General features: G+C 70.8%; 28 protein-coding genes and 1 pseudogene. 17 read left to right on the top strand and 12 right to left on the bottom strand.

The window, feature by feature from the left end; genetic code table 11:
• Nucleotides 1–17: 17 nt before the first annotated feature.
• Nucleotides 18–1,280, top strand: a complete 1,263-nt coding sequence (locus ACERZO_RS36130; protein WP_372670367.1) for a peptidase C39 family protein — start codon at nucleotides 18–20, stop codon at nucleotides 1,278–1,280.
• A 39-nt stretch (nucleotides 1,281–1,319) separates the two neighbouring features.
• Here ACERZO_RS36130 and ACERZO_RS36125 read toward each other — a convergent pair whose 3' ends face one another.
• Nucleotides 1,320–1,769, bottom strand: a complete 450-nt coding sequence (locus tag ACERZO_RS36125) for a carboxymuconolactone decarboxylase family protein (RefSeq protein ID WP_372670366.1) — start codon at nucleotides 1,767–1,769, stop codon at nucleotides 1,320–1,322.
• A gap of 77 nt (nucleotides 1,770–1,846) precedes the next feature.
• Between ACERZO_RS36125 and ACERZO_RS36120 the strand changes: the two genes are divergently transcribed.
• From ACERZO_RS36120 to ACERZO_RS36110, 3 genes are all read left to right on the top strand, one after another.
• Entirely contained in the window at nucleotides 1,847–2,704 is an 858-nt protein-coding gene (locus tag ACERZO_RS36120) for a sigma-70 family RNA polymerase sigma factor (RefSeq protein ID WP_372670365.1), read from the top strand.
• A 132-nt stretch (nucleotides 2,705–2,836) separates the two neighbouring features.
• Nucleotides 2,837–3,934: an S-(hydroxymethyl)mycothiol dehydrogenase gene (locus ACERZO_RS36115; protein ID WP_372670363.1), complete on the top strand. Its 1,098-nt coding sequence runs from the start codon at nucleotides 2,837–2,839 to the stop codon at nucleotides 3,932–3,934.
• Nucleotides 3,935–3,999: 65 nt separating this feature from the next.
• Nucleotides 4,000–4,554: a gamma-glutamylcyclotransferase family protein gene (locus ACERZO_RS36110; RefSeq protein WP_372670362.1), complete on the top strand. Its 555-nt coding sequence runs from the start codon at nucleotides 4,000–4,002 to the stop codon at nucleotides 4,552–4,554.
• On the opposite strand, the gene ACERZO_RS36105 is transcribed toward ACERZO_RS36110, so the two are convergent.
• Nucleotides 4,529–6,151, bottom strand: coding sequence for an FAD-binding oxidoreductase (locus ACERZO_RS36105; protein ID WP_372670361.1), 1,623 nt, complete (start codon nucleotides 6,149–6,151; stop codon nucleotides 4,529–4,531). The two genes, ACERZO_RS36110 and ACERZO_RS36105, sit on opposite strands and share 26 nt — an antisense overlap.
• A 97-nt stretch (nucleotides 6,152–6,248) precedes the next feature.
• Here ACERZO_RS36105 and ACERZO_RS36100 point away from each other — a divergent pair, with 97 nt between their 5' ends.
• The 7 genes and pseudogenes from ACERZO_RS36100 to ACERZO_RS36070 all read left to right on the top strand — a co-directional run bounded on the left by ACERZO_RS36100 (nucleotide 6,249) and on the right by ACERZO_RS36070 (nucleotide 11,892).
• Complete coding sequence (locus ACERZO_RS36100) at nucleotides 6,249–6,812, top strand: TetR/AcrR family transcriptional regulator (RefSeq protein WP_372670420.1); 564 nt, start codon at nucleotides 6,249–6,251, stop codon at nucleotides 6,810–6,812.
• On the top strand, nucleotides 6,809–8,347 hold the full coding sequence (locus tag ACERZO_RS36095) for a glycerol-3-phosphate dehydrogenase/oxidase (protein ID WP_372670360.1): 1,539 nt from the start codon (nucleotides 6,809–6,811) through the stop codon (nucleotides 8,345–8,347). The genes ACERZO_RS36100 and ACERZO_RS36095 overlap by 4 nt, the downstream gene beginning before the upstream one ends.
• 319 nt (nucleotides 8,348–8,666) lie before the next feature.
• A pseudogene (locus tag ACERZO_RS36090) lies at nucleotides 8,667–8,776 on the top strand (redox-regulated ATPase YchF); the annotation flags it as partial.
• A 221-nt stretch (nucleotides 8,777–8,997) separates the two neighbouring features.
• Nucleotides 8,998–9,267, top strand: a complete 270-nt coding sequence (locus ACERZO_RS36085) for a helix-turn-helix transcriptional regulator (RefSeq protein ID WP_372670359.1) — start codon at nucleotides 8,998–9,000, stop codon at nucleotides 9,265–9,267.
• Nucleotides 9,264–9,797 carry a hypothetical protein gene (locus ACERZO_RS36080; protein ID WP_372670358.1) on the top strand — a complete coding sequence of 178 codons (534 nt, stop codon included), beginning with the start codon at nucleotides 9,264–9,266 and terminating at the stop codon, nucleotides 9,795–9,797. The genes ACERZO_RS36085 and ACERZO_RS36080 overlap by 4 nt, the downstream gene beginning before the upstream one ends.
• Nucleotides 9,794–10,705: an ABC transporter ATP-binding protein gene (locus ACERZO_RS36075; RefSeq protein ID WP_372670357.1), complete on the top strand. Its 912-nt coding sequence runs from the start codon at nucleotides 9,794–9,796 to the stop codon at nucleotides 10,703–10,705. Before ACERZO_RS36080 ends, ACERZO_RS36075 begins: the two co-directional genes overlap by 4 nt.
• Nucleotides 10,702–11,892 carry an ABC transporter permease gene (locus ACERZO_RS36070; protein ID WP_372670356.1) on the top strand — a complete coding sequence of 397 codons (1,191 nt, stop codon included), beginning with the start codon at nucleotides 10,702–10,704 and terminating at the stop codon, nucleotides 11,890–11,892. Before ACERZO_RS36075 ends, ACERZO_RS36070 begins: the two co-directional genes overlap by 4 nt.
• Here the strand turns inward: ACERZO_RS36070 and ACERZO_RS36065 are convergent, their stop codons facing one another.
• The 4 genes from ACERZO_RS36065 to ACERZO_RS36050 form a co-directional block, all read right to left on the bottom strand.
• Nucleotides 11,893–13,239, bottom strand: coding sequence for a cryptochrome/photolyase family protein (locus ACERZO_RS36065; RefSeq protein ID WP_372670354.1), 1,347 nt, complete (start codon nucleotides 13,237–13,239; stop codon nucleotides 11,893–11,895).
• A 64-nt stretch (nucleotides 13,240–13,303) separates the two neighbouring features.
• Nucleotides 13,304–14,620 (bottom strand): citrate synthase, encoded by a 1,317-nt coding sequence (locus tag ACERZO_RS36060; protein ID WP_372670353.1) that lies wholly within the window; start codon nucleotides 14,618–14,620, stop codon nucleotides 13,304–13,306.
• Nucleotides 14,621–14,817: 197 nt separating this feature from the next.
• Nucleotides 14,818–15,759 (bottom strand): carbohydrate kinase family protein, encoded by a 942-nt coding sequence (locus ACERZO_RS36055; protein ID WP_372670352.1) that lies wholly within the window; start codon nucleotides 15,757–15,759, stop codon nucleotides 14,818–14,820.
• Nucleotides 15,760–15,800: 41 nt separating this feature from the next.
• Nucleotides 15,801–16,382 carry a TetR/AcrR family transcriptional regulator gene (locus tag ACERZO_RS36050; RefSeq protein WP_372670350.1) on the bottom strand — a complete coding sequence of 194 codons (582 nt, stop codon included), beginning with the start codon at nucleotides 16,380–16,382 and terminating at the stop codon, nucleotides 15,801–15,803.
• 101 nt (nucleotides 16,383–16,483) lie between these two features.
• Here ACERZO_RS36050 and ACERZO_RS36045 point away from each other — a divergent pair, with 101 nt between their 5' ends.
• The 3 genes from ACERZO_RS36045 (at nucleotide 16,484) to ACERZO_RS36035 (ending at nucleotide 18,751) form a co-directional block, all read left to right on the top strand.
• On the top strand, nucleotides 16,484–17,620 hold the full coding sequence (locus ACERZO_RS36045) for an acyl-CoA dehydrogenase family protein (RefSeq protein ID WP_372670349.1): 1,137 nt from the start codon (nucleotides 16,484–16,486) through the stop codon (nucleotides 17,618–17,620).
• Between the two features lie 324 nt (nucleotides 17,621–17,944).
• Nucleotides 17,945–18,136, top strand: a complete 192-nt coding sequence (locus ACERZO_RS36040) for a hypothetical protein (protein WP_372670348.1) — start codon at nucleotides 17,945–17,947, stop codon at nucleotides 18,134–18,136.
• Between the two features lie 54 nt (nucleotides 18,137–18,190).
• The gene (locus tag ACERZO_RS36035) at nucleotides 18,191–18,751 is read left to right on the top strand and encodes a Uma2 family endonuclease (RefSeq protein WP_372670347.1); all 561 of its coding nucleotides are present in this window, start codon (nucleotides 18,191–18,193) and stop codon (nucleotides 18,749–18,751) included.
• Nucleotides 18,752–18,770: 19 nt separating this feature from the next.
• On the opposite strand, the gene ACERZO_RS36030 is transcribed toward ACERZO_RS36035, so the two are convergent.
• The 4 genes from ACERZO_RS36030 to ACERZO_RS36015 are packed head-to-tail and all read right to left on the bottom strand — an operon-like array spanning nucleotide 18,771 to nucleotide 21,977.
• The gene (locus ACERZO_RS36030) at nucleotides 18,771–19,988 is read right to left on the bottom strand and encodes an amidohydrolase (RefSeq protein ID WP_372670346.1); all 1,218 of its coding nucleotides are present in this window, start codon (nucleotides 19,986–19,988) and stop codon (nucleotides 18,771–18,773) included.
• A 45-nt stretch (nucleotides 19,989–20,033) separates the two neighbouring features.
• The gene (locus ACERZO_RS36025) at nucleotides 20,034–20,609 is read right to left on the bottom strand and encodes a hypothetical protein (RefSeq protein WP_372670345.1); all 576 of its coding nucleotides are present in this window, start codon (nucleotides 20,607–20,609) and stop codon (nucleotides 20,034–20,036) included.
• A gap of 19 nt (nucleotides 20,610–20,628) precedes the next feature.
• Nucleotides 20,629–21,108, bottom strand: a complete 480-nt coding sequence (locus ACERZO_RS36020) for a GNAT family N-acetyltransferase (protein ID WP_372670344.1) — start codon at nucleotides 21,106–21,108, stop codon at nucleotides 20,629–20,631.
• Nucleotides 21,075–21,977, bottom strand: coding sequence for an aldose 1-epimerase family protein (locus ACERZO_RS36015; protein ID WP_372670343.1), 903 nt, complete (start codon nucleotides 21,975–21,977; stop codon nucleotides 21,075–21,077). The genes ACERZO_RS36020 and ACERZO_RS36015 overlap by 34 nt, the downstream gene beginning before the upstream one ends.
• Nucleotides 21,978–22,044: 67 nt before the next feature.
• Between ACERZO_RS36015 and ACERZO_RS36010 the strand changes: the two genes are divergently transcribed.
• The 3 genes from ACERZO_RS36010 to ACERZO_RS36000 are packed head-to-tail and all read left to right on the top strand — an operon-like array spanning nucleotide 22,045 to nucleotide 24,277.
• The gene (locus ACERZO_RS36010; protein ID WP_372670342.1) at nucleotides 22,045–22,623 is read left to right on the top strand and encodes a TetR/AcrR family transcriptional regulator; all 579 of its coding nucleotides are present in this window, start codon (nucleotides 22,045–22,047) and stop codon (nucleotides 22,621–22,623) included.
• Nucleotides 22,623–23,456: an MBL fold metallo-hydrolase gene (locus ACERZO_RS36005; protein ID WP_372670341.1), complete on the top strand. Its 834-nt coding sequence runs from the start codon at nucleotides 22,623–22,625 to the stop codon at nucleotides 23,454–23,456. The genes ACERZO_RS36010 and ACERZO_RS36005 overlap by 1 nt, the downstream gene beginning before the upstream one ends.
• The gene (locus tag ACERZO_RS36000) at nucleotides 23,453–24,277 is read left to right on the top strand and encodes an MBL fold metallo-hydrolase (protein ID WP_372670340.1); all 825 of its coding nucleotides are present in this window, start codon (nucleotides 23,453–23,455) and stop codon (nucleotides 24,275–24,277) included. The genes ACERZO_RS36005 and ACERZO_RS36000 overlap by 4 nt, the downstream gene beginning before the upstream one ends.
• Here ACERZO_RS36000 and ACERZO_RS35995 read toward each other — a convergent pair.
• Together ACERZO_RS35995 and ACERZO_RS35990 are read right to left on the bottom strand one after the other, a co-directional pair.
• A complete protein-coding gene (locus tag ACERZO_RS35995; protein ID WP_372670339.1) occupies nucleotides 24,274–24,825 on the bottom strand; it encodes a DUF3558 family protein in 552 nt (183 codons plus the stop codon). The two genes, ACERZO_RS36000 and ACERZO_RS35995, sit on opposite strands and share 4 nt — an antisense overlap.
• 24 nt (nucleotides 24,826–24,849) lie before the next feature.
• Nucleotides 24,850–26,097 (bottom strand): MFS transporter, encoded by a 1,248-nt coding sequence (locus ACERZO_RS35990; RefSeq protein WP_372670419.1) that lies wholly within the window; start codon nucleotides 26,095–26,097, stop codon nucleotides 24,850–24,852.
• Between the last annotated feature and the right edge of the window lie 53 nt (nucleotides 26,098–26,150).

Below are 26,150 nucleotides of genomic sequence, written 5' to 3'. Positions count from 1 at the left end.
TCTATCAGGGAGCCGGGATGCGCGTACGCAAGTTGTTCACCTTATTGTCGGTAGTTGTGTTAACAGCTGTAACCGCGCAAGTCGCCGAGGCCGCGCCCGCCCGGCCCCACGACGACGAGGCGATCGACTACCACGAATGGAACGGCGGGCGCTTCCACGAGGGCGGCTTCGCCGGGCTCGCGCTGACCCGCGACGGCCTGCGCATCACGCGCCCGGCCGGCACGGTGGAGCACACCGAACCGGAACTGGGCACGACGAGAACGTACGAGTACGGCCAGTGGACGTCGCCGGAGTACCGCGAAGGCTTCGGCGCGACGCAGCTGGTCGCGTCCTGGAACGCGCAGACGCCGGCGAAGACGTGGCTGCAGGTCGAGGCACGCGGCCGGACGTCGGCGGGCGTCGAAACCGCGTGGTACGTGATGGGCCGCTGGGCCAGCGGCGACGCCGACATCCTGCGCACCAGCGTCGACGGCCAGGACGACGCGAACGCGTTGGTCGACGTCGACACGCTCGTCATGAAGACCGGCGTGACGCTGAAGTCGTACCAGCTGCGGATCAACCTGTACCGGGAAAAGGGCTCGCACGCGACGCCGTCGGTGACGTCGCTGGGCGCGATGACCTCGGCGGTGCCGGACCGCTTCGACGTCCAGACGACGAAGCCGGGCCGCGCCACCGGGATCGAGCTGAAGGTGCCGGCGTACGCGCAGAACCTCCACAAGGGACAGTTCCCGCAGTACGGCGGGGGCGGCGAAGCCTGGTGCAGCCCGACGTCGACCGAGATGGTGGCCGAGTACTGGGGCAAGAAGCCGTCGGCGGCGGAGCTGTCCTGGATCCCGGCGGACTACGTCGACCCGGCGGTGGCCTTCGCGGCGCGCTACACATACGACCACGCGTACGACGGCACGGGCAACTGGCCGTTCAACACCGCGTACGCGGCTTCGCGCGGCCTGCGCGGCCACATCACGCGGCTGCACTCGCTGAACGAGCTGGAGAACTACATCGCGCGAGGCATCCCGGTGATCACGTCCCAGTCGTTCCTGGCGTCGGAACTGGACGGCGCGGGCTACGGGACGGCCGGGCACATCATGGTGGTCGTCGGCTTCACGAAGGACGGCGACGTGATCGCGAACGACCCGGCGTCGAGCAGCAACGACCGCGTGCGCAACGTGTACCAGCGCGACCAGTTCGAGAAGATCTGGCAGCGGACCAAGCGGTACCGCGCGGACGGGTCCGTCGCGAGCGGCCCGGGCGGCATCGCGTACATCATCACCCCGGCCTGACCGGGATCGGCGGGGCGCCGGGTGGCGCCCCGCCGGGCTTCACCAGGTCTTGCCCGCCTGCTCCCGGATCGCGCGGTTGATCCGGTTGAAGAAGCCGGTGAGCGCGATGTACAGGACGATCGCCGACAGCTGCTTCTCGTCGAAGTGCTTGGCGGCGACCGCCCAGATCTCGTCGGTCACGCCCGGCTGGCCGTCTTCGATCCGCGTCGCCGCTTCGGTCAGCTCCAGCGCGGCCCGCTCCGGCTCGGTGAAGAACGGCGTCTCACGCCAGGTGACGACGGCGTGCAGCCGCTCGTCGGTCTCGCCTTGCCGCTTCGCCGACTGGACCCCCGCGTAGGTGCACGGCGCGCAGCTGTTGATCTGGCTGGCCCGCAGGTGGACCAGTTCGAGCAGCAGCGGGTCGACGCCGGCGGCGTGCACGGCCTTGAACAGCTGCTGGACCGCGCCGGTGACCTCGGGACTGCTGGTGCTCTTGAGCCGTGCTTCCATCGTTCCTCCTGGGTGTTACCTGTGGTGGTTCGGATCCGTCATCCCCATGACGGAGCGGAACCGAGGAAGGTAACGACATGCCCGACACGATGACCGAGGTCTTCGAGGCGCGGCGCGACCGGCTGCGCGCGGTGGCCCACCGCGTGCTGGGTTCGCACGCGGACGCCGAAGACGTGGTCCAGGAGGCGTGGTTGCGGTTGTCGCGCCAGGACGCGTCGACGATCGACAACATCGACGGCTGGCTGACGACGGTGGTCGGCCGGATCAGCCTGGACGTGCTGCGCTCCCGCCGGTCGCGTCCCGAGGCGCCGTACGACGAGATCGTGGTGGCGGTCGACGAAAGCCCTTCGCCGGACGACGACGCCGAGCTCGCGGACTCGGTCGGCTTGGCGCTGCTCGTGGTCCTGGAGTCCTTGGCGCCGGGCGAGCGGCTGGCGTTCGTGCTGCACGACCTGTTCGCGGTGCCGTTCGAGGAGATCGGCCGCATCCTGGGCAAATCCCCGGGCGCGACGAAGATGCTGGCGAGCCGCGCGCGCAAGAAGGTCCGGACCCCGTCGGGCCCTTCCGGCGCGGGAAGGTCGCAACGCGAGGTGGTGGACGCGTTCCTGAGGGCGGCCCGCGACGGGGACTTCGAGGAGTTGCTGCGGGTCCTGGACCCGGACGTCCGCTTGACGGTCGACACCCCGGACGGCGTGGTGGTGGTGCTGGGGGCGACGAACGTGGCCGCGGGCGCGCGCATCGGCGCGGCGGCGGGCGGCCAGGAGGTCCTGGTGGGCGGACTGCCGGGAGTGGTGGCTTGGCACGCGGACGGCAAGCCGATGTCGGTGGTGGCGTTCACGGTGGCCGGCGGCCGCATCACGGGCATCGCAGCGGTGGCCGACCCGGCGCGGCTGGCGTCGATGGAGCTGCCCGAGCCGCCCGCCGCGCTTCAGTGACGAGAAGCCAGTTGCGTAAGACGCAACCCGTTGCGCACGAATCACCAAGACTCACTCATGCGGATGTCGCCATCTCCGCATGATCCGTGATTAGCTGCGGGCAGAGCCAGCAAAGCCGGAAGGTGGATTCGCATGCCGTACGAGGTGCAGGGGGTCGTTTCGCGGGCGAAGGGCGAGCCCGTCTCGCTGGAGACCGTCCTCGTGCCCGATCCCGGGCCCGGTGAGGCCGTCGTGAACGTGCAGGCCTGCGGGGTCTGCCACACCGACCTGCACTACCGCGAAGGCGGGATCAACGACGAGTTCCCCTTCCTGCTCGGCCACGAGGCCGCCGGTGTCGTCGAGGCCGTCGGCGAGGGCGTCACCGATCTCGCACCCGGCGACTACGTCATCCTCAACTGGCGCGCCGTCTGCGGCACCTGCCGGGCCTGCAAGCGCGGCAAGCCGTGGTACTGCTTCTCGACCTTCAACGCCGCCCAGCCGATGACCCTCCAAGACGGCACCAGGCTGTCGCCCGCCCTCGGCATCGGTGCCTTCCTCGAGAAGACCCTCGTCCACAGCGGACAGTGCACGAAGGTGAACCCCGAGGCCGAACCCGCGGTCGCCGGACTGCTCGGGTGCGGGGTCATGGCCGGGCTCGGCGCCGCCATCAACACTGGTGCCGTCACGCGGGGTGACTCGGTCGCCGTCATCGGCTGCGGTGGGGTCGGGGACGCCGCCATCGCCGGCGCCCAGCTCGCCGGCGCCACCACCATCGTCGCGATCGACACGGACGACCGGAAACTCGGCTGGGCCAAGGACTTCGGCGCGACGCACACCGTAAACAGCAAGGGCCTCTCCGAGGAGCAGGTCGTCGAAGCCATGCAGGACGCCACCAACTCCTTCGGCCCGGACGTCGTCATCGACGCCGTCGGGCGCCCGGAGACCTGGCGGCAGGCCTTCTACGGCCGCGACCTCGCCGGCACCGTCGTGCTCGTCGGCGTCCCGACGCCGGAGATGCGCCTGAACGACCTGCCGCTGATCGACTTCTTCTCCCGCGGCGGCTCGCTCAAGTCCTCCTGGTACGGCGACTGCCTGCCCAGCCGGGACTTCCCGATGCTCGTCGACCTCTACCTGCAGGGCCGGCTGCCGCTCGACAAGTTCGTCACCGAGCGGATCGGCGTCGACGGCGTCGAGCAGGCCTTCGAGCGCATGCACCACGGTGACGTCCTGCGCAGCGTGGTGACCTTCTGACCCTCTTCACCGACGACGAGTACCCGGCCGAGCCCTACCCGGGGACGCGGCCGGGCTACTCGTTCGTGCACGTCGACGGCATCGGGCACCCCTTGGAAACCGCGCCCGACGGCTGGCGCGACCGGATGGCCGTGCTGGCCTACGGCTCGAACGCGAACCCGTCGAAGATCACCTGGCTGCGCGGCCGGCTCGGCCTGGCCGGCCCGGTCGTCGTCGCGCACGCGCGCTGCGCCGGGCTCGCCGCCGTGTGGGCCGCCGGCTTCCGCGTGGTCGACGACCAGCGCCCGGCCACCCTCACCGCGCTCGAAGGCGTCGAGGAGCACGCCATCTGGTTCGTGACGCCGGACCAGCTGGCCGTGCTCGACCGCTGCGAGGGCCGCGGCACGCGCTACCACCTGGCCCGGCTGACCGAACCCGACATCACGCTCGAAGACGGCACCCGGCCGGCCGAGGTCCACACGTACGTCGGCGCCGCGCCGATCCGCTACCCGCTGCTCGTCGACGGCAAGCCGGTGCGCACCACCGACGTCCCGCAGGCCGAAGCGGCGAAGCTCGACGGCGTCGCCGCGGCCGGCCACGGCGTCCCCTGCGAAATCATCGAACCAGCTTGCCCGGGTTGAGGATCCCGGACGGGTCCACTGTGGACTTCGCCGCGCGCAGCACCTCGACCCCCAGCGAGCCGATCTCCGCCTGGAGGTACGGTGCGTGGTCGACACCGACGGCGTGGTGGTGCGAAATCGTGCCCAGGCCGGTGATCGCTTCGCACGCCGCCGCTTTCGCGCGCTGCCACTGGCCGATCGGATCGGTTTCGTCCCGGGCCGTCAGGACCGTGAAGTAGAGCGACGCGCCCGTCTCGTACGCGTGCGAAATGTGGCACATGACGATCGCGCGACCCAGGGACGCCGTCAGCGCCGCGCGGACGTCGTCACGCAATTCGTCCACATTGGACCAGTACGCCGCGGTCTCCAGCGTCTCGACGCAGACCCCCTGATCCAGCAACGCATCCCGCTGCCGGGGTCCGGCGAACCGGCCGTGGCGCCACGACTCGCCGAGTGCCTTGCCGACGCGCACCGCACCCGCCGCCTTCAACCGGCGCGTCGTCTCGCGGCGGCGCAGCGCCACGTCGTGCGCGGTACCTTCCCAGCCGACGATCAGGAAGCACGGGTGCGACACCCCGCGCGCGGCGAGGTACCGGCGCAGCGCCGTCGTCTTGAGGCCGGCGTTCAGCGCCAGCGAAACCTCGGTCTCGTCCACATCGGACAGTCGCGTGACGTCGGCGAGCGCGTGGTGCTGCGCGAGGTCGCGGACGGCCTCACGGCCCGCTTCCCAGCCAGGCAGGGCGTAGCCCTCGTAGCGGCGGACCGGCGGCGCCGGACGAACTCGCAGCGACACCTCCGTGATCACGCCGAGCGTGCCTTCGCTGCCGATGGCGAGCTGGCGCAGGTCCGGCCCGGCCGCCGACGCGGGCGCGACGCCGAGCTTCCACTCGCCGCGCGGTGTCGCCAGCCGCACGCCGGTGACCATGTCTTCGAACCGGCCGTAGCCCGACGAGGCCTGCCCGGCCGAGCGCGTCGCCGCGAAACCGCCGATCGTGGCGCGCTCGAACGACTGCGGGGTGTGCCCGAGCGTCAGGCCGCGCTCGCCGAGGAGGCGCTCGGCCTCGGGCCCGCGGACGCCGGCCTGCAGGACGGCGATGCGCGACTCGGCGTCGACCGACACCAGCGCGTCGAGCCGGACGAGGTCGAGCGCGATCACCGACGCCTTGTCGCCGCGCAGCGCCGCGACGCCGCCGACGACCGAGGTGCCGCCGCCGAAGGGCACGACGCCGACGTCGTGCGTCACGCAGACGTCGAGCACCGCCTGCACCTCGTCGGGGTCCGCGGGCAGCACGACCGCGTCGGGCACCGGGAAGTCCGCGCCGGGCGAACGGCGGCGCAGCAAGTCGAGGTAGGACAGTCCGGTCGCGCGCGCCAGCCGCTCCGCGGCGTCGACCAGCACGTTCTCCGCCCCGACCACTTTCGACAACGCGTCGGCAGCAGATCCGTCCAGTTTCGGTGACGGTATTTCCACCGGCAAATTCCCGGCCGGGGCAGCACCAGGAGCCGTCTGGCCGATACGCTGTTCAAGCCACTTGGCCGCCCGCGCGGGCAGCCGGGCGGCGTCGGCGGCTTCCGGGGTCCAGGACCGTCGAAGGCGGTGGTCAATGAGCGCGTTCACCGATACAGTGTGACATATGGACGTGAAACGTCACACCACTTCGACCGCGGGATCGTCCGCGCTCGCGGACACCCGCAACCGCCAGACGGCAACGCGGGTGGCCGATGACGTGCTGCTCGACGCCGCGCGCTCGTGCGTGCTGGCCGTCGGTGTGCGCCGCACCACACTCGCCGAAATCGCCCGGACCGCGCGCGTCAGCCGGATGACGGTCTACCGCCGGTTCCCCGACGTCCGCAGCGTGCTCGCGGCGCTGATGACCCGCGAGTTCAGCGGGTTGCTGCGCACGGCGAGCGAGCGCGGCGCCGAGGCCGCGCACAGCCGCGAGCGGCTCGTGCTCATCGCGTCGGCCGGCGTCCGCGCGCTGTCGGCCGACCCGCTGTTCCGCACGCTGCTCGACGTCGACCCCGAGCTGGTCCTCCCGTACATCGTGGAGCGGCTGGGCGCGACGCAGAAGTTCGCCGAGCAGGCGCTGCACGGGCTCCTGGAGGCCGGCCACCACGACGGCTCGATCCGGCGGGCGCCGGTCGCGGTGCAGTCCCGGTCGGTGCTGCTGGTGGTCCAGTCGTTCGCGTTCTCGCTGCGGCCGGCCACGGCGGACGTCGGCGAGGCGGCGCTGCTGGCGGAGTTCACGCACGTGCTCGACGCGGCGCTGAAGCCGTGACGTCCGGCTCGCTCAACGCGCGGCGCCGCGAACGGGAGCTCGCGGAGCTGGCGGCGGGCGAGCGGGTCGACGTCGTCGTGGTCGGCGGCGGCGTGACGGGAACGGGCATCGCCCTGGACGCGGCGTCGCGCGGGCTGTCGGTGGCGCTGGTCGAGGCGCACGACCTGGCGTTCGGGACGTCCCGCTGGTCGTCGAAGCTCGTCCACGGCGGCCTGCGCTACCTGGCGCACGGCGAGCTGGGCCTGGCCCACGAGAGCGCCGTCGAGCGCGGCATCCTGATGACGCGCACGGCCCCGCACCTGACACGCGCGATGCCGCAGCTGTTCCCGTTGTACCCCAGCACATCCCGGGCACAGCAGGCACTGGTGGCGGCGGGCTTGCGAGCCGGCGACGGCCTCCGCCGGGCAGCGCGGACGCCGTCGTCGGTGCTGCCGCGGCCGCGCTCGATCCCGGCCGCCGAGGCGTTGGCGTTGGCGCCCGGGCTTTCCCCGCGGGGTTTGCGCGGCGCACTGCTGGCGTACGACGGCGCGTTGGTCGACGACGCCCGGTTGGTCGTGTCCCTGGCACGAACGGCGGCGTCGTTCGGAGCCCGGATCTTGACGCGGTTGTCGGCGACGTCGCTGTCGGCGGACCGGGTGTCGGCGGTCGACGGCGTTTCGGGTTCCACTGTGGACATCCACGCCCGCCAGGTGATCAACGCGGCGGGCGTGTGGGCGGGAACGCTGACGGGATCGGTCCGGCTGCGGCCGTCGCTGGGATCGCACCTGGTGCTGGCGCCGGGGACGGTCCCGATGGGCACGACGTCGTTGAACATCGGCGTGCCGGGCGAGACGAACCGGTTCGTGTTCCTGTTGCCCCAGCCGGACGGGCGCGTCTACTTGGGACTGACGGACGAGCCGGTTTCCGGCCCGATCCCCGACGTGCCAGTGGTTCCCGAGTCCGATGTGGACTTCCTGCTGTCGTTGGCTTCCTCGGTGCTGGCGCGGCCGTTGACTCGCGCCGACGTGGCGGGTTCGTTCGCGGGGTTGCGGCCGCTGGTGGAGGGTGGCGGGCGTTCGGCGGACCTGTCCCGGAAGCACGCGGTGCTGGCAGGATCGGACGGGTTGCTGACCGTGGTCGGCGGCAAGCTGACAACGTACCGCCGGATGGCCGAGGACGCGGTCGATGCGGCGGTGAAGCTGGCCGGTTTGAGCGTTTCGCCGTGCCGGACCGCGCGGTTGCCGCTGCTGGGGGCGGCGCCTCGGTCGAGTTTGTCCCTTGTGGACGCATCGCCGCGGTTGGTGGGCCGGTACGGGACGGAGGCCCCACGGGCGGCGGCGCTGGGCGAGCTGGACGCGGAGTTCGCGGCCCCGGTAGCGCCCGGGACGGACATCACGGCGGCCGAGGTGGTGTGGGCGGTCCGCAACGAGGGGGCGCTCGACGTGGCTGATGTGTTGGAGCGACGGACGCGGCTGGCGTTGATCCCGTCGGACGCGGAGGCTGCGCGGGCGCGGGTCGCGGAGCTTGTCGACAAGTCGCTCGCCGGCTTGGCTTGAGCTGCCGGCCGCCACGCCCTGCCGACACTCGCTGCCGCCCCGCCGACACTCCCTCCCCGCCCCGCCGACGCTCCCTCCCACCCCGCCGACACTCCCTCCCGCCCCGCCGACACTCCCTCCCGCCCGAGAAGAGTCCGGCAAAGTCGGCGTCCTGGGTCACCGAGGCGAAGTCCCCATGCCTTGAATGACTCATTCAGGACCTGCGAGGACCTGAATGAGTCATTCAAGACGTCGGCGGAGCCGCCGCCGGCCACGCCACACCGGAGGTCGGCGATGCAAAGCATGGCCAGGCCGGTGCGTTGAGACTGCCGCTCAACCATCGCTCGAGTCGGTCGGCCAGCCGGAGCGGGCCTGCACTCGCTGGCCCGCGCGGGCTTCCACACGCTGGGGCTGCAGACGTACCTGACGGCGGGTCCCAAGGAGTCCCGCGTGCCATTCCCCCACTGAGGGGCGTCAGGCACACGAACCCGCAACGACCCGCCCCACCGCTCCCAGGGGGGCGTGCCCACGTCCAGTCTATCGGCGACCACCGACAGCAAACCCTCCCAAGCGCCGAGCCAGTCCACCTGTCCACATCACAGCCACCCTGTGGACGCCACTTGATGTGCACTTAACTTGACGACTCGTTGGGTTTTTGCAACAGTACGTTCATGAGTCCGGTCAGACGCGGCAAGGAGCTGCCGATCTTCAACCGGCTTCCCGTGCTCCGGGCCGAACGGGGCCTGAGCCGTGCCGCGCTTGCCACCGCCGTCGAGGTCAACCCGCAGACCATCGGCGCTCTCGAGCGGGGCGACCACTATCCGAGCCTGGACCTGGCCTTCCGGATCTGCGCGGTGTTCGACCTGCCCGTCGAAGCGGTGTTCAGCCGCGAGCCGTTCACGCCGTTGTCCACCCAGGTCTACCGCGAGGGGGGAGCATGACCACGAAACTCGCCGCCTACTGGGAACGCCAGCTGGACAAGATGGACCAACGGGAACTCCGGCACGCCAAGCGGCTGCCCGGCTGGCGCACGCGGAAGCACCGCCGGACCCTCGCCGTCGTCGTCGCGGCCGGGGATCTCGGCCTGGTCGTCGGCGCCTCGATCTTCACCACCGGTGCCGACTGGGTCTACGGCGCCGTCTGGATGAGCAGCATGCTCGTCGGTGCCAGTGCCTTCGTGCTGCTGCGGATCCTCACCGGCCGGATGAGCGGGGGCTTCTCGCGGCTGCTGGACGAACGCGAGCGCGAATGGCGCCACCGCGTCACCTACGTCGGCTTCCAGATCCTGAGCTACCTGATGATCGCCGCGATGATCTACGGCATCTTGGTGGCGGACACCGAAGACGGCGGCTTCCGCGGTGCGATGATGCTGTCCGCGCTGCTGGTCACCGGCACCACCATCCCGACCATCATCCTGGGCTGGGCGCTGCCGGACGACGACCCCGAAGACTTCGAAGAGGGGATGGCATGAAGGGGACACTGGAGATCGACGGGATCTCCAAGCGCTACGGCGCCAAGGTCGCGCTGGACGGCGTCACGTTCGACGTCCGCGCCGGGGAGCTGTTCGGCTTCGTCGGCAGCAACGGCGCCGGCAAGACCACCACCATGCGGATCGTGCTCGGCGTGCTCGCCGCCGACAGCGGTGAGGTCCGCTTCCAGGACGAGAAGATCACCCACGAGACGCGCACCCACATCGGCTACATGCCCGAGGAACGCGGCCTCTACCCGAAGATGAAGGTCCTCGAGCAGCTCGTCTACCTGGCCGAGCTGCACGGCCTCACCGCGAACGAGGCCCACCGCAACGCCGAGAACTGGATCTCCCGGCTCGGGCTGGCCGACCGCCGCAAGGACGAGGTGCAGAAGCTCAGCCTCGGCAACCAGCAGCGCGTCCAGCTGGCCGCCGCGCTCGTGCACGACCCGGCCGTGCTGGTGCTCGACGAGCCGTTCTCCGGGCTCGACCCGCTCGCCGTCGACGTCATGAGCGGCGTGCTGCGCGAGAAGGCCGCGGCCGGCGTGCCGGTCGTGTTCTCCAGCCACCAGCTCGACCTCGTCGAGCGGCTGTGCGACCGGGTCGGGATCATCCGCGCCGGCCGGATGGTCGCCGTCGGCACCGTCGGCGAGCTGACGGCCGGGGCGAGCAGCAAGCTCGTCGTCACCGCGCCCGCCGCGCCCGAAGGCTGGGCCGCGGGCCTGCCCGGCGTGCGCGTCCTGGAAAACCACGGCCCCACCGCGGTTCTCGACCTCGACCCGAGCGCCGACGACCAGGCCGTGCTCGCCGCCGCGCTGGCGACCGGGCCGGTCACCGAGTTCAGCCGCCGTCGCCGGTCGCTGACCGAGCTGTTCCGCGACGCCGTCTCGGAAGAGGGGATCCCGCGATGAGGAAGCTGAGCGGCCGGCGGGCCGTCTGGCTCGTGATGAAGCGCGAGCTGAACACGCGCCTGCGCACGCGCTCGTTCGTCGTCGGCACCGTGGTGCTGCTCGTGCTGCTGCTGGGGTACGTCGGGTTCCAGACGTCGCTGGCCGGCTCGGCGGACAGGAGCACGGTCGGGCTCACCGGGCAGGCGACCGGGATCGCGCAGCAGCTGCAGGTGGCGGCGGCCCAGTCCGGACGGCACATCGACACGGTCACCGTCACCGATCCGGCCGAGGGCCGCAAGAAGGTCGAAGACGGCGACCTCGACGCGCTCGTCTCGGGCAGCGCGGCGAAGCTGACCGCCACCTACAAGTCCTCTTTGGACGACCAGCTCCGCAAGGTGCTCGACCAGGTGGCACAGCGGCAGGTCCTCGACGGCGTGCTGTCGTCCGCGCAGCTGGAGCCGGCCGACGTGATGGCGCAGGTCAACGGCACCCACGTGCAGGACGACCCGATCTCGCCGGAACCCGCCGACCACACGCAACGGCTCGTCGTCGGCCTGATCGTCGCGTTCCTGCTCTACCTCAGCATCATCACCTACGGGATGATGGTCGCCCAGGGCGTCGTCGAGGAGAAGTCGAGCCGGGTCGTGGAGATCCTGCTCGCCAGCGTGCGGCCGTGGCAGCTGTTGCTGGGCAAGGTGATCGGGCTCGGCCTGGTCGGGCTGACGCAGCTGGTGATCCTCGGCGCCGCCGGGCTCGCCGCCGCGTCCGCGACCGGCGTCTTCTCCCTCTCCGGCTTCGCCACCGGCACGTTGCTGTGGGGGCTGCTCTGGTACCTGCTCGGTTTCCTGCTGTACGCCACGATCTACGGCGCGCTCGGGTCGCTCGTGTCGCGGCAGGAGGACACGCAGTCGGTGGTGTCGCCGCTCAACATCATCCTCATCGTCGGGTTCATCGCCGGGATCAACCTGCTGCTGCAGGACTCGGCGGGCACGGCCGTGAAGGTGCTGTCGCTGGTCCCGCTGCTCTCGCCGATCCTGATGCCGGCCCGGATCTCGACGGGCGCGGCGGCGGGCTGGGAGATCGCGCTGTCGCTCGGGCTGACCGTCGCGCTGGTCGCGCTGCTGACCTGGCTGGGCGGCAGGATCTACGGCAACAGCGTGCTGCGCATCGGCAGCCGCATCAAGCTGTCGGAGGCGCTGCGCGGCTGATCACGACGTGATCTTGCCGTACCGCTCCAAGGACACCTGGCGCTCGTGGGCGTGGTCGACCATGGGCTCCGGGTACTCCTTGGGGCGGTCCTTCAGCTTGTGGACCGCCTTCCCGGGCACCGAACGCAGTTCCGGCACGTACTTGCGGACGTAGTCGCCGTTCGGATCGAACTTCTCCCCCTGCGTCGTCGGGTTGAAGATCCGGAAGTACGGCGCCGCGTCGGTGCCGCAGCCCGCGACCCACTGCCAGTTCAACTGGTTCGACGCCAGGTCGCCGTCGACGAGGTGCTTCATGAAGTGCCGCGCGCCGAGCCACCACGGCAGGTGCAGGTCCTTCACCAGGAAGCTCGCGACGACCATCCGGACGCGGTTGTGCATCCAGCCCTCGGCCAGCAACTGCCGCATGCCCGCGTCGACGATCGGGTAGCCCGTTTTGCCCGCGCACCAGCGTTCGAACGCCTCCGGGTCCTCGTCGTGCACCATGGCGTCGAAGCGCTTGTCGTAGTTCTTCCGCGCGGTTTCCGGCCGGTTCCACAGGACGTCGGCGTGGAACTCACGCCAGCAGATCTCGCTGCGCAACGACTTCGCGCCGACCCGCTCATCACCGGAAAGGTCGGCCAGGATGGTTCGCGGGTGGATGTTCCCCCAGCGCAGGTACGGGGAAAGCCGTGTCGTCCCTTCGCGGTCCGGCCGGTCACGATCGGCGTCGTACGTCTCGATGGGACCGTCGAGGAAGTCGTGCCAGACGTCCAGCGCGGCCTGCTCACCCGGCTCCGGCAACGTCGCCGAAACGCGCGGCGCCCGAGGGATCTTCAGTGAGCGAGGTGGCTCCACCCAGTCCACAAGGGACGGTCCGGTGTCGGCGGGCGAGTGCCAGCCGCGCGCGGTCCACGCGCGGTAGAACGGCGTGAAGACGCGGTAGGGGTCACCGTCGGGTTTGGTGACCTGCCCGGGCGTCACGGCGTAGGGCGAGCCCGTCTCGACCCAGTCGATGTTGTGCTCCGCCAACGCTTTCGCGACGGCGGCGTCCCGCCGGCGGCCGTAGGGCCCGGTGTCGGCGCTGACGTGCACCGCGGCCGCGCCGATCTTCTTCGCCGCGCGGACGACCTCCACCGCGGGCTCGCCGCGGACCAGCATGAGCCGGCCGCCGAGCTGCTCGTTCAGCTTCTCCAGGCAGCCATACATGAAGGCTTCCCGCGGGGCCCCGCCGGGCTTGAGCAGCGCCTCGTCGAGGACGTACAGCGCGAGGACGTGCTTGCTGTGCCGGGACGCCTCCAGCAGCGCGGCGTGGTCCCCCAGCCGCAGGTCACGACGGAACCACAGGACGACCGGCGCTTCTCGAGTCACGAGGGACAAAGATAAGCGCCCCGCCGTGCGGGTGCACGGCGGGGCGCTTGCCAGGGTGAGGCGATCAGCGGTCCGACATCGGGACGTAGTCCCGCGAGTCGTAGCCGGTGTAGATCTGCCGCGGGCGGCCGATCTTGGTGGCTGGGTCGTTGATCATCTCGCGCCAGTGCGCGATCCAGCCCGGGAGCCGGCCCAGCGCGAACAGCACCGTGAAGAACTTCGTCGGGAAGCCCAGCGCCCGGTAGATCAGGCCGGTGTAGAAGTCCACGTTCGGGTACAGCTTCCGCTCGATGAAGTACTCGTCGGAAAGCGCCGTCTCTTCGAGCTTCTTGGCGATGTCGAGCAGCTGGTCGCCGCCCTTCAGCTTGCCGAGGATCTCGTCCGCGGTGTTCTTGATGATCTTCGCGCGCGGGTCGTAGTTCTTGTAGACCCGGTGCCCGAAGCCCATCAGCTTCACGCCCTTTTCCTTGTTCTTCACCCGCTCCACGAACTTGGCGACATCGCCGCCGTCGCGCTGGATGCCCTCGAGCATGTCGAGCACCGCGGAGTTCGCGCCGCCGTGCAGCGGGCCGAACAGGGCGTTGATGCCGGCCGAAATCGAGGCGAACAGGTTCGCCTCGGACGAGCCGACCAGGCGCACGGTCGAGGTCGAGCAGTTCTGCTCGTGGTCGGCGTGCAGGATGAACAGCAGGTCGAGCGCCTTGGCGGCCTCGGGGTCGACCTCGTACGGCTCGGCCGGGAAGCCGAACGTCATCCGCAGGAAGTTCTCGACCAGGCCGAGCGAGTTGTCCGGGTACAGCAGCGGCTGGCCCACGGACTTCTTGTACGCGTAGGCGGCCAGGGTCGGCAGCTTGGCCAGCAGCCGGACCGTGGACAGCTCCACGTTCGGCTCGTCGAACGGGTCGAGCGAGTCCTGGTAGAAGGTCGACAGCGCCGACACCGCGCTGGACAGGACCGGCATCGGGTGGGCGTCCCGCGGGAAGCCGCTGAAGAACGCCTTGAGGTCCTCGTGCAGCAGCGTGTGGCGCTGGATCTTCTCGGTGAAGTCGGCCAGCTGCGTCTCGGTCGGCAGCTCGCCGTAGATCAGGAGGTAGGAGACCTCGACGAAGGTCGACTTCTCCGCCAGCTGCTCGATCGGGTAGCCCCGGTAGCGGAGGATCCCGGCGTCACCGTCGATGTAGGCGATGGCGGACGACGCGGCGCCGGTGTTGACGAACCCGGGGTCGTAGGTGATGTACCCCGTCTGCGCCAGCAGCTTCCCCAGTTCGATCCCGGGCGCGCCCTCGACCGGGTGGACGATCTTGAACTCGTGCTCGCCACTCGGCAGGGTCAGCTTCGCGGTTTCGCCGCCGGACTGCCCCGCAGTCGTCGCGTCGGACATGCAAGTCCCTCTCACGTTCGGCACGGGTCGGCGGCGCCTGCGGGTTCCACAGGTAGCCACGTGTTAACGCGAGGAAACACTGGCGCCTCGCTGCACACCGCCCCGCTGGGGTATGAAGAATGCCCCTCAACGTTAGTCGAGAAACGTGCGTTCGCGCAGCGGTGGCGTTGCTCCTGGGTGCCCCTTTGGGACCAGGTTCACACGGCGGCCGCCATATCGGCGGACGTGGGCGGCTCGGCACCGCTGCGCGAAACCGTGATGGAAGCCGCTTTCGCCGCGAATTCGAGCGCTTCCCGCCACGCGCCCGCGTCGAGAGAGGCCAGGTCGGTGACGTCGTGGCTGTGCAGCCAGGCCAGCAGCGCGCCCTGGACGGTGTCGCCGGCGCCGATGGTGTCGACCACGGTCACCTTGCGCGACGGGACGTGGGCCAGCTCACCTGCGGCGGTGATCACCGCGACGCCGTCGGCGCCCCGGGTGAGCACCACGGCGTCCACACCGGACTCGACCCACGTCTTCGCGGCGGCGACCGGGTCGGCGCCGCCGGTGAGCCACGCGGCGTCGTCGTCGGAGATCTTCAGCAGGCGGACGTCCGGCAGCCAGGAGGTGAACCGGGCGCGGTAGGCGGCCGGATCGGTGATCAGCGCCTCGCGGATGTTGGGGTCGAGGACGGTCAGCACGCCGCGCGCGGCCTCGCGTCGCAGCATCGCCTCGTACGCCGACGCGCCGGGCTCGAGGACCATCCCGAGCGTGCCGAGGGAGAGCGCGGTCACGTTCTCCGGAAGCGGTCCCGGATCCGCGACGAGCCGGTCCGCGGTGCCTTCGACGTAGAACGTGTAGCGCGCGGCGCCCTTCGCGTCGAGCGCGACCACGGCGAGCGTCGTCGGCTCGTCGCCGCGCTGCAGCAGCGACGTGTCGACGTCGGAAGCGTGCAGCCGTTCGACCATCGCGTCGCCGAAGCGGTCGGTGGACACGCGCGAGAGGAACGCCGCCGGCACGCCGAGGCGCCCGGCCGCCAGCGCGACGTTGTACGGCCCACCGCCGAGCCGCGGCAGCAGCGCGCGCAGCCCACCGTCCACAGTGGAATCCAAGGGGTCACCGGGAACCAGGTCGACCAGAGCTTCTCCGCCTACGACGATCACGCCGGGAGTTTAATGGAGTTCGGGCTGACAATTCCTGTCCGCTATTTGTTCAGCCCGCCGAGCAGCAGTTCACCCAGGGCGGTGAACGCTTCGGCGTCGGAGACGTCGATCCGCCTGCCGAGCACCCCGGTCTGGATGCCTTCGATGATCAGGGTGGTCATCTCGGCGACGAGCCGGGCGTGGACGTCGCGGAAGACGCCGTCGGCGACGCCCTTGTCGATGAACTGCCGGAGCCGCTGCGCCGCGAACCGGCTGTTGACCTGGTAGGCGTCGCGGGCCGGCCCGAACTCGGCGAGGTCGCGCATGAACTCCGGCGACGCGCGGTTCAGGTGCTCGGCGACGCCGGCCAGGTACTCCCCGATGAGCTTGCGGGCGTCGTCGATCCCGCCGATCCGCTCCTCGATCCGTTCGCCGGCGCCCCGGAAGAAGTGGGTGACGACCTTGACGGCGAGCTGTTCCTTGCTGGGCGCGAGCGCGTAGAGCGTCGACTTCGAGCAGCGCAGGCGGCCGGCGAGGTCGTCGAGGGTGAAATCGGCGAACCCCTCCGCCAGGAAGAGCGCCTCGAGGTCACCGAGCAGGGCGCGCTGGCGCGCGGTCGGCCGGCGGCGGGGTTCGGGGGGCATCGGCTCACTATCTCCTACGTCTTCCGGCCACCCCAGGCCCGTCGTACTGTACTCTAGGCGAGCCCACAGTACTGTTTTCAGTACCGCTTTGGAGGACACCGATGCCCGCCGAACGCCTGCTGCCTTCTTCGGACGCCGAGGACCTGGTCGCGCTGGCCAGGGAGATCGCGCGCGACGAGCTCGCGCCCCGGGCGGCGGCGGCCGAGGAAGCCGAGCAGTTCCCGCGCGAGCAGTTCCGCCTGCTGGGCAAGTCCGGCCTGCTCGGGCTGCCGTACGCGGAGCGCTGGGGCGGCGGCGAGGTGCCGTACGAGGTGTACCTGCAGGTGCTGGAGGAGATCGCGGCGGCGTGGATGACGGTCGGCGTCGGACTGTCGGTGCACACGATGTCCTGCTACGCGCTGGCGGAGTACGGCACGGACGAGCAGCGTGCCGAGTGGCTGCCGGAGATGCTGGAGGGCTCACTGCTGGGGGCGTACGCGCTGTCGGAGACGCAGGCGGGCTCCGACGCGGCCGCGTTGTCGACGCGCGCGCGTCTCGACGGCTCGGACTACGTCGTCAACGGCACGAAGGCGTGGATCACGCACGCGGGCGTCGCGGACTTCTACACGACGATGGTGCGGACCGGTCCGGAAGAGATCTCGTGCCTGCTGGTTCCCGGTGCGACCGACGGTCTCTCGGCGGCCCCGCGCGAGCGCAAGATGGGCCTGACCGGCTCGCCGACGGCCCAGCTGATCTTCGACGGCGCCCGGGTGCCTGCCGCGCGGCTGCTGGGCGCTCCCGGTGACGGGCTGCGGATCGCGCTGTCGTCGTTGAGTTCGGGACGGCTCGGGATCGCGGCGTGCGCGGTCGGCTTGGCGCAGGCGGCGCTGGACGAGGCGGTGGCGTACGCGAAGGGGCGGTCGCAGTTCGGCCGGCCGATCATCGAGTTCCAGGGGGTGGAGTTCCTCCTGGCCGACATGGCGGCGGTGGTGGAGTCGTCCCGCGCGATGTACCTGGACGCGGCCCGCCGCCGTGACCGCGGGCTGCCGTTCCAGCGGCAGGCGTCGATCGCGAAGCTCGTGGCGACGGACGGCGCGATGAAGGTGACGACGGACGCCGTGCAGGTGCTCGGCGGGGCCGGGTACACGCGGGACTTCCCGGTGGAGCGGTACATGCGGGAGGCGAAGGTGCCGCAGATCTTCGAAGGGACGAACCAGATCCAGCGGATGGTCATCGCCCGGGAGCTGAAGAAGGCGTAGCCGGTCGGGGGAACGGTGTCACACGGTCGGTACGGATAGCGTTACTCCTGGTTGCACGGACGGCCGGCAACATGAGGAGGCGCGATGACCGCAGTTCCGGTTCGGCTGCTGACCGTCGGGGAGTACTCGGCGCTGGGCGCACAACCGGGCCACGTTTCAGTTCGCCAGCCGGCTCGACCCGCAGCTGCCACCCGAGTTGAGGGTCGTCCCCGGCATCGACATCGACCTGCGGCTGGCAGCCGCCGATCAGCCCGGCTTCTCGCGGCGGCCCGACTTGGCGATCTTCGACCGAGCCGCGCTCGCGCGCGGTGACGACGAGATGCTTTGCGCCGACGAGGTGGCGGTGGTGGTCGAGGTGGTGTCGCCGGCATCCCGCACTACTGGATCGTCGACATCACCGAGCCGGTGTCGCTGATCGCGTGCCGGGGCTACCGGAGCGCCGCCGCGGTCACCGGGACTTTCACCACCGACGTCCCGTTCCCGGTCAAAATCGACCTCAACGCGCTCCTCGACTGATCTGACCCGATCGAGCGAGGGCTGTCCTCCGCGCGCGACGGATACCGTTGCGCCATGCCCGGCCACCTGCTGACCATCGAGGAGTACGCGGCGCTCGGGGAAACCGGCGCCGGTTTCACCGAGCTGACCGAGGGCCGCGTCGTGACCTGCCCCGGTTCCGGCCGGACCCACGACATGGCGGTCTGCCTGCTGGCCGGCCAGCTCGAGCGGCAGCTGCCACCCGGGCTCGCGTTCGCCGTGGCCACCGATCTCGACCTGTGCCTCGTGCCCACCGGTGAGCCGGGGTTCTCCCGCCGGCCGGACCTGCTCGTCTTCGGCCGGGCCGCGCTCGCCAGAGCGGGCGGCCTCCTGCGGGCCGACGAAGTGCTCCTCGTGGCCGAGGTCGTGTCACCGGGTTCGAAGCGCACCGACTACCAGGTGAAACGCGACGAGTACGCGGACGCGGGCATCCCGCACTACTGGATCGTCGACATCACCGAGCCGGTGTCGCTCGTCGCCTGCACCGGCCACCGGGGTGCCGCCGCGGTGACCGGAACGTTCACCGCCGAAGTACCGTTCCCGGTCAAGATCGACCTCGACGCACTGATCGGACGGCACGCCGGAACCGCCCGGTAACCGGCGTGCCGTCCGAAACTCAACGGGCTTCGCGGTACCGCCGGTCCTTCGACACGCCTTCGCCCAGCGACTCGTCGAAGTGGTACACCTCGTCACCCCGGACGAACACGCGCAGCGCGCGGTTCATCACGTCCAGCGGGTCGCCCGACCACAGCACGACGTCCGCGTCCAGGCCCGGCTTCAGGGACCCGATCTGCTCGTCCAGCCCCAGCATCGACGCCGGGTTGACGGTCAGCGAGCGCAACGCCGTCGCCGGGTCGAGGCCGTCCTTGACCGCCAGCGCCGCTTGGTAGACGAGGAAGTTGATCGGGATCACCGGGTGGTCCGTCGTGATCGCGATCTTCACGCCGGCGCGGGCCAGGATGCCCGCCGAGCGCAGCGTGCGGTTGCGCAGCTCCACCTTGGACTTCGTCGTGAACAGCGGGCCGAGGATCACCGGGACTTCGCGGGAAGCCAGCAGGTCCGCGATCAGGTGGCCCTCGGTGCCGTGGTTGATCACCAGCTTGTAGCCGAACTCGTCGGCCAGCCGCAGCGCCGTCACGATGTCGTCCGCGCGGTGGACGTGCTGGTCCCAGTACAGCTCGCCGTCGAGGACCTTCGACAGCGTCTCCATGGTCAGGTCGACCTCGTGCGGCTTGCCCTCGGACTCGGCGTGCGCGCGCTTCGCCTGGTAGTTGCGAGCCTTGGTGAACGCCTCGCGCAGGATCGCCGCAACACCCAGCCTCGTCGACGGCGTCTGCTTCTTGTCGCCGTACACGCGCTTCGGGTTCTCGCCGAGCGCGCTCTTCACGCTGACGTGCTCGGCGAAGATCATGTCGAGGATGCTGCGGCCCCAGGTCTTGACGCCGATCGTCTGGCCGCCGATCGGGTTGCCCGACCCGGGCTTGATGACGACGCTGGTGACGCCGCCGGCCAGGGCGTCGTCGAAGCCGGGCTCGTACGGGTCGATGCCGTCGATGGCGCGGAAGCGGGCGCCGTTCGGGTCGGTCATCTCGTTCGTGTCGTTGCCGGCCCAGCCCTCGCCGTCCTCGTGGACGCCGAGGTGGGCGTGGGCGTCGATGAAGCCGGGCAGCACCCAGGTGCCGGCCGCGTCGACCAGTTCGGCGTCTTCCGGGATGTCGACATCGGCCTCGGTGCCGATCGCGACGATCTTGCCGCCGTCGATCAGGACCGTGCCGCCGTCGATGGGATCACCGTCGATGGGGACGACATAGCCCCCGACAATTGCCTTCGCCATAGTTCGCCACGCTAACGAACTGCGCCGGGCGCGCGACAGCGGGGCTCAGCTCGCCAGCAGATCGAACCCGAACCCGGCGACGACCAGCAGTACGCCGATGACGCGCAGCGATCGATCGGGCTGCGGACCGCGCAGAAGCATGAGCGCCGGCCACACGAAGAGGGCGTAGACGACCAGCGGCCAGGCACGGGACACCAGATTCGCGAACACCGCGACGGCGAGAGCGCCGGTCAGCACGACGAAGTTCCAGATCCCCACGACGAGGAACCCGCCCACGAAGAACGCGATGTCCATGACCTGGCCGCCGCCGTGCGTCTCGAACCAGGCGTCTCCGACCAGGAAGAGCGCGCACACCAGCACCGAGCTGATCGCCATGAACCGCCGGACCCGGCGAACCTCCGGTCGGAACCGCCGGTCGATCTTGCGGCCGAGGTACACCGCTTCGAAGATCTGCCGGGTGTGCCGCAGGGCGTCGGCGAAGGTCCGGCGATGTTCCCCTATCGGCCGGGCGCGCAGCCGCTCCCCCCACGCGCTGACCCGCGCCACCCCGATGATGTCGAGGATCGCCACCAGGCCGCCGGTGAACTGGCCCAGCTTGCCGATCCGGCCCCACCACAGCATCGGCAGGCACCGGAGCAGCCTAGTGACCGCGGGCCTTCTCCAAGTGCACCAATTCGTGGTTGTTCTCCGGCGTCCGGTGCGTCTCGCGGTACCCGTGCTTCGCGTACAAGTGCAGCGGCCCGACGCTCTTCGACCCGGTGAACAGCCGGAACAGCGTCACTTCAGGCGGCGCCACGGCCTCGACCGCGAGAAGCAGCGACCCACCCAACCCGAAGCCCTGCCGGTCCGGCGCGACGACCAGCCGGCCGATCACCGCCACCGAACCGGTCACCGTCAACCGCACCGACGCGACCAGCCGCCCCGCCTCCCGGATCCCCCACGACAACCCGGTCAGCGCCGCCCGCGTCTCCTCCAGGGTTTCCAGCAGCGGCGGCAGATCCCAGTCGTCGTGGGCACGCGCCTCCGTCACGTACGCCGCGCGTTGCAGCGTCAGCACTTCGCCCGCGTCGGCCACCCCCAGCCGGATCACCGGACGCGGATGCCCCAGCTGCCCGACCACGACGACGCCGGCTCCAGCTCGATCAGGTCCGTGCCCGTGTTGAGCGCGTCGGCCGGGCAGGTCATCGGCTCGATCGCCACCGCGCGGCCGCGGCCGACCAGGTCGTCCGGGGTGAACACCTGCGCCCAGCGGAAGTCCGGGCCGGTCCACACGACCAGCTGCTGCTCCTCGTGCGACAGCACGAAGTGGTGCTCGCCGCCCGAAGCGGACAACGAGCCGAACGCCGTGTCCAGGTTGACGCCGGCCAGTACCCGCCCGGCGCGGAAGTCGTACTCCGTGCCCTCGACGTCCTGCTCCGGCGCGTACGGCAGCTGCTCGTCGCCGAGGTACGGCCGCACGCGGCTCGCCGGCAGCGTCAGGGTCAGCTCGTCGGTCGGGACGTCGCCGATCCGGAAGTACGGGTGCGTGCCGACGCCGACGCCGATCGGCTGCTCGCCCTCGTTGCGGATCTCGTGGGTGACGGTCAGTTCGCGCGGCGCGACCTCGTACGTCACGGTCGCCCGCAGCGGCACCGGCCATCCGGGCTGCACCTCGACGTCGACGGCCAGAGTGATCGACGACTCGGCGTGCTCCAGCAGCTCCCACTCGAGGTGGCGGGTCAGGCCGTGGATGGCGTTGCCGCGCGCCTCCTCGGTGATCTCGAGCTGCTGCTCCTCACCCTGGAACGTCCACTTGCCGCCCTTGGTGCGGTTCGGCCAGGGCAGCAGCACCTGCCCGGCGCCCTTCGGCGGCTTCGCGTCTTCGGGGAACTCCTCGACGTACGGCACTCCGCCGACTTCGAACGCGCGCAGGCCCGCGCCGATTTCGGTGACGACGGCGCGCGCGTTGCCGCGGGTGATCTCGAACTGCTGACCGGTCGGGTTGCCCATGCGGACGACCTTACCGATCCAGAATATAACTAGACCGGTCGTCATAGTTTGAGCTACAGTCGGCGCCATGGTCCGTCGCACCGACACGCGGCAGCGGATGCTCGACACCGCCGCCGACCTGTTCCAGACCCAGGGCTACCACGCCACCGGCCTCACCCAGCTGACGACGGCGGGCGGCGCGCCCAAGGGCTCGCTCTACTTCCACTTCCCCGGCGGCAAGGAGCAACTCGCCGCCGAAGCCGTCCGGCTCTCGGGCGAGCGCACCGGCGCGCTGCTCGAAGCGGTCCTGGAGGACGCGCCCGACGCGCCGACGGCGATCGACCGGGCCGTCGAAGCACTCGCGGCCTTCCTCACCGAGTCGGACTTCCAGCGCGGGTGTCCACTCGCGACGGTCGCGCTGGACGCCGCCGCGGAGAGCGAGCCGATCCGCGAAGCCTGCGTGGACGGCTACTCGTCGTGGCACGAAATCCTGCGCGAGTACCTGGCACGACAAGAGCTTTCCGCCGAGCGCGCGGACGAACTCGCGACCGTCGTGCTCGCCGCGATCGAAGGCGGGCTGCTGCTGGCCCGCACCCGCCGCGACCCGGCGCCACTGCGCGCCGTCGCCGCCCACCTGCACGCCACCCTCGACCGGGAGCTGTCCTGATGCGCGTCCACCACCTGAACTGCGGCACCATGCGCCCGCTCGGCGGCCGGCTGATCGACGGGCGGCCGGGCCTGTTCCGGCGTGCCACCATGGTCTGCCACTGCCTGCTGCTGGAGACGGACACGGGCCTGGTGCTCGTCGAGACCGGCATGGGCACGCCGGCCGCCGTCGACCGGAACGCCTGGCTGGGCAGGGGTTTCGTCCGCCAGTCCAACCCGGTCGCCGACCCGGCGCAGACCGCGATCGCGCAGATCCGCGCGCTCGGGTTCGACCCGGCGGACGTCCGCGACATCGTGCTGACCCACCTCGACCTCGACCACGCCGGCGGGCTCATCGACTTCCCATGGGCTCGCGTGCACGTCTACGCCGAAGAGCTGCGGGCGTTCACCGAACCGCGCGACACCGCCGAGCGCGGCCGCTACCGCCGGATCCAGTTCGCGCACGGTCCACAGTGGACGTCCTATGCGGACACCGGCGAACCGTGGTTCGGCTTCGACGCCGTCCGGCAGCTCGACGGCCTGCCGCCGGAGATCCTGTTCGTCCCGCTGTCGGGGCATACGCGCGGGCACGCGGGGATCGCCGTCGACACCGGGGCCGGCTGGCTGCTCAACGCCGGCGACTCGTTCTTCTTCCACGGCCAGGTCGCCGCCGATCCGCACTGCCCGCCGGGCCTGAAGTGGTTCGAGGGCCACATGGAGACGGTCAAGCGCGCCAGGCTGGACAATCACCGCCGCCTGCGCCAGCTTGTTCAGGAGCACGGCGACGAGGTTTCCGTCTTCGCCGCGCACGACGAGACCGAGTTCGTCCGGCTGAGCTCCAGGAGCAAGGTATGAAGGTGCACCACCTGAACTGCGGATCGATGCACCCGGCGGGCGGCAAGCTGCTCGACGGCGAGCCCGGCCTGCTGCGGCGGGCGGAGCTGGTCGCCCACTGCCTGCTGATCGAGACCGGCGACGGGCTGGTGCTGGTCGACACCGGGTTCGGCACCCAGGGCGTCACCCGGCCGGGCGAGTGGCTCGGCCGGCCGTTCCTGGCGATGGTCGGCGCGAAGCCCGCGGCCGCCGAGACGGCCGTCGCGCAGATCAAGGCGCTCGGCCTGGACCCGGCCGACGTCCGGCACGTCGTCGCGACGCACCTCGACGTCGACCACGCGGGCGGGCTGGCCGACTTCCCGAACGCCGTCGTGCACGTCCGCGCGGAGGAGCACCGCGCGGCGACGTCGCCGGCGAACGCGGCGGAGAAGAACCGCTACCGCGCCGCGCAGTTCGCGCACCGCCCGCTGTGGAGCACGTACGACGAGTCCGGCGAGCCGTGGTTCGGCTTCGAGGCGGTCCGCTCGCTCAAGGGGCTGCCGGAGGAGATCCTGCTGGTCCCGCTGACCGGCCACACGCGCGGCCACACGGGCGTCGCGGTCGACACCGGCGACGGCTGGCTCCTGCACGCCGGCGACGCGTACTTCTTCCACGGCCAGCTGGACCCGGTCCGGCCGCACTGCCCGCCGGGCCTGACGGCGTTCCAGAACATCGTCCAGACGCTGCGCCGGCCGCGGCTGGAGAACCTGGCGCGGCTGCACGAGCTGGCGCGCGACCACCAGGACGAGGTCCGGGTGTTCTCCGCGCACAGCCCGGTCGAGCTGGCGGCGTTGCGGCGTTAGCTCGCTTCGAGGGCCTTCTTCAGCAGCGGCGCCATCTGGTCGGCGGTCATCTTCGCCGGGCCGGTGTAGTTGACCAGCACCGGCGTGCCCGACACCAGCTCGGCCGAGGCGAGCGTCGCCGTCTTCTGCTCGTCGATGTAGAAGACGGCACCGTCCGGGAAGCCCGGGACATCCTGCGCGCCCGGCTTGCCCTTCTTGATCGACGCCACCATCTCCTGCGGCTTGCCCTGACGGCCTTCGTAGCGGGTCACGGCCAGCGCGCCGGCTGCCTTGCCGTCGAGCTGGTACTCGCAGCTGCGGGACTTGCCCCCGTTGGCCGAAGTGTCGCGGGACGGACCCGGGACGGCCTTGAGGTTGTCGAGGAACAGCGCCTTCGACACGGCGTCCGCCGGCAGCAGCTTGCACGGGTCGAGCGCGGCCGCCGCCGCGGGGTTCGCGCTCGAACTCGGCTTCGGCGCCGACGAGGACGGCGTCGACGACGGCTTGTCTCCCGAAGAGCAAGCAGTCAAAGCGGCAAAAGCGACCAAAACGACGGCGAGGGTACGCATGCCCGGCACCGTACTCCGAACGGCCTACGCGGTCGGTGCCCGGTACCGCCAGAACGCCGGGAGCAGGAACATCGACGCGCACACGGACACGATCACCAGCACGCCACCGACGGACGCGGCGGCTGCGGTGCCGAACGCGGCCGCGCCCCAGCCGTGCACGAGGTCGGCGATCCGCGGGCCGCCGGCGACCACGACGGTGAAGACGCCCTGGAGCCGGCCGCGCATCTCGTCGGTGGTCGCGACCTGCAGGATCGCCATCCGGTAGACGGCGCTGACCATGTCGGCCGCGCCGGCCGCGGCCATGAAGACGACGGCGAGCCACAGCGAGTGCGCGAGCCCGAAGGCCGCCACGGCGGCGCCCCACGCGCAGATCGCCACGACGACCGCGACGCCCTGGCGCGGGATGCGCGTCAGCCAGCCGGAGAAGAGGCCGATCAGCATCGCGCCGGCGGGCAGGGCGGCGTAGAGCCAGCCGAGCGCGGGGCCACCGCCGGGTGGGTCGCCGAAGGTGCGTTCGGCCATCTCCGGGATCAGCGCGCGCGGCATGCCGAAGACCATCGCGATGATGTCGGCGACGAAGGAGGCCAGCAGCACCTTCTTGGTGGCGAGGTACTTGAAGCCGTCGATGACGTCGCTGACGCCCGCGCGGCGCGACGGGCCGTTGAGCGGCGGGATGGCCGGCAGCCGCCAGACGGCGAGGAGCGTGATGGTGAGCGCGACGACGTCGATCAGGTAGAGGGTCGAGAGGCCGAGGACGGGGATGAGCGCGCCGGCGAGCAGCGGCCCGAAGACGGCGCCGAAGGTGGACATGGTCGAGCTGAGCGCGTTGGCCGACGGCAGCAGTTCGTCGGGCACGAGCCGCGCGACGACGGCGCCGCGCGTGGGCATGTTGATCGCGAAGAGCGCCTGGTTGACGGCGAGCAGCGCGAGAACGAGCCAGACGGAGCCGAAGTTCAGGAAGGCCTGCAGCCAGAGCAGGGCGGAGGTGACGGCGACGAGGACGTTGGTGACGACGAGCAGCTTCCGCCGATCGACGGCATCGGCGACGGCCCCGCCCCAGAGCCCGAAGACGAGCAGCGGAACGAGCGCGACGAGCCCGGTGAGGCCGACGTAGGCGGAGGACCCGGTGAGGTCGAAGACCTGCTTGGGCACGGCGACGGCGGTCAGCTGCGTGCCGACGGCGGTGACCACAGTGGACAGCCAGAGCCGCCGGAAAGCGGGGATCTTGAGCGGCCGGGTATCGACGATGATCCGGCTGAGGAGTCCGCGCACCCCCGCGCGAGGCCGGGCGGTATCGGGCTCAGAGGTCACAACCAATGAGCTTA

The organism is Amycolatopsis kentuckyensis, from assembly GCF_041679295.1.
In the GTDB taxonomy this organism is placed as follows: domain Bacteria; phylum Actinomycetota; class Actinomycetes; order Mycobacteriales; family Pseudonocardiaceae; genus Amycolatopsis; species Amycolatopsis kentuckyensis_A.
Note: the sequence above shows the minus strand (reverse complement) of the source record. Positions and strands in the feature narration are given on the sequence as shown.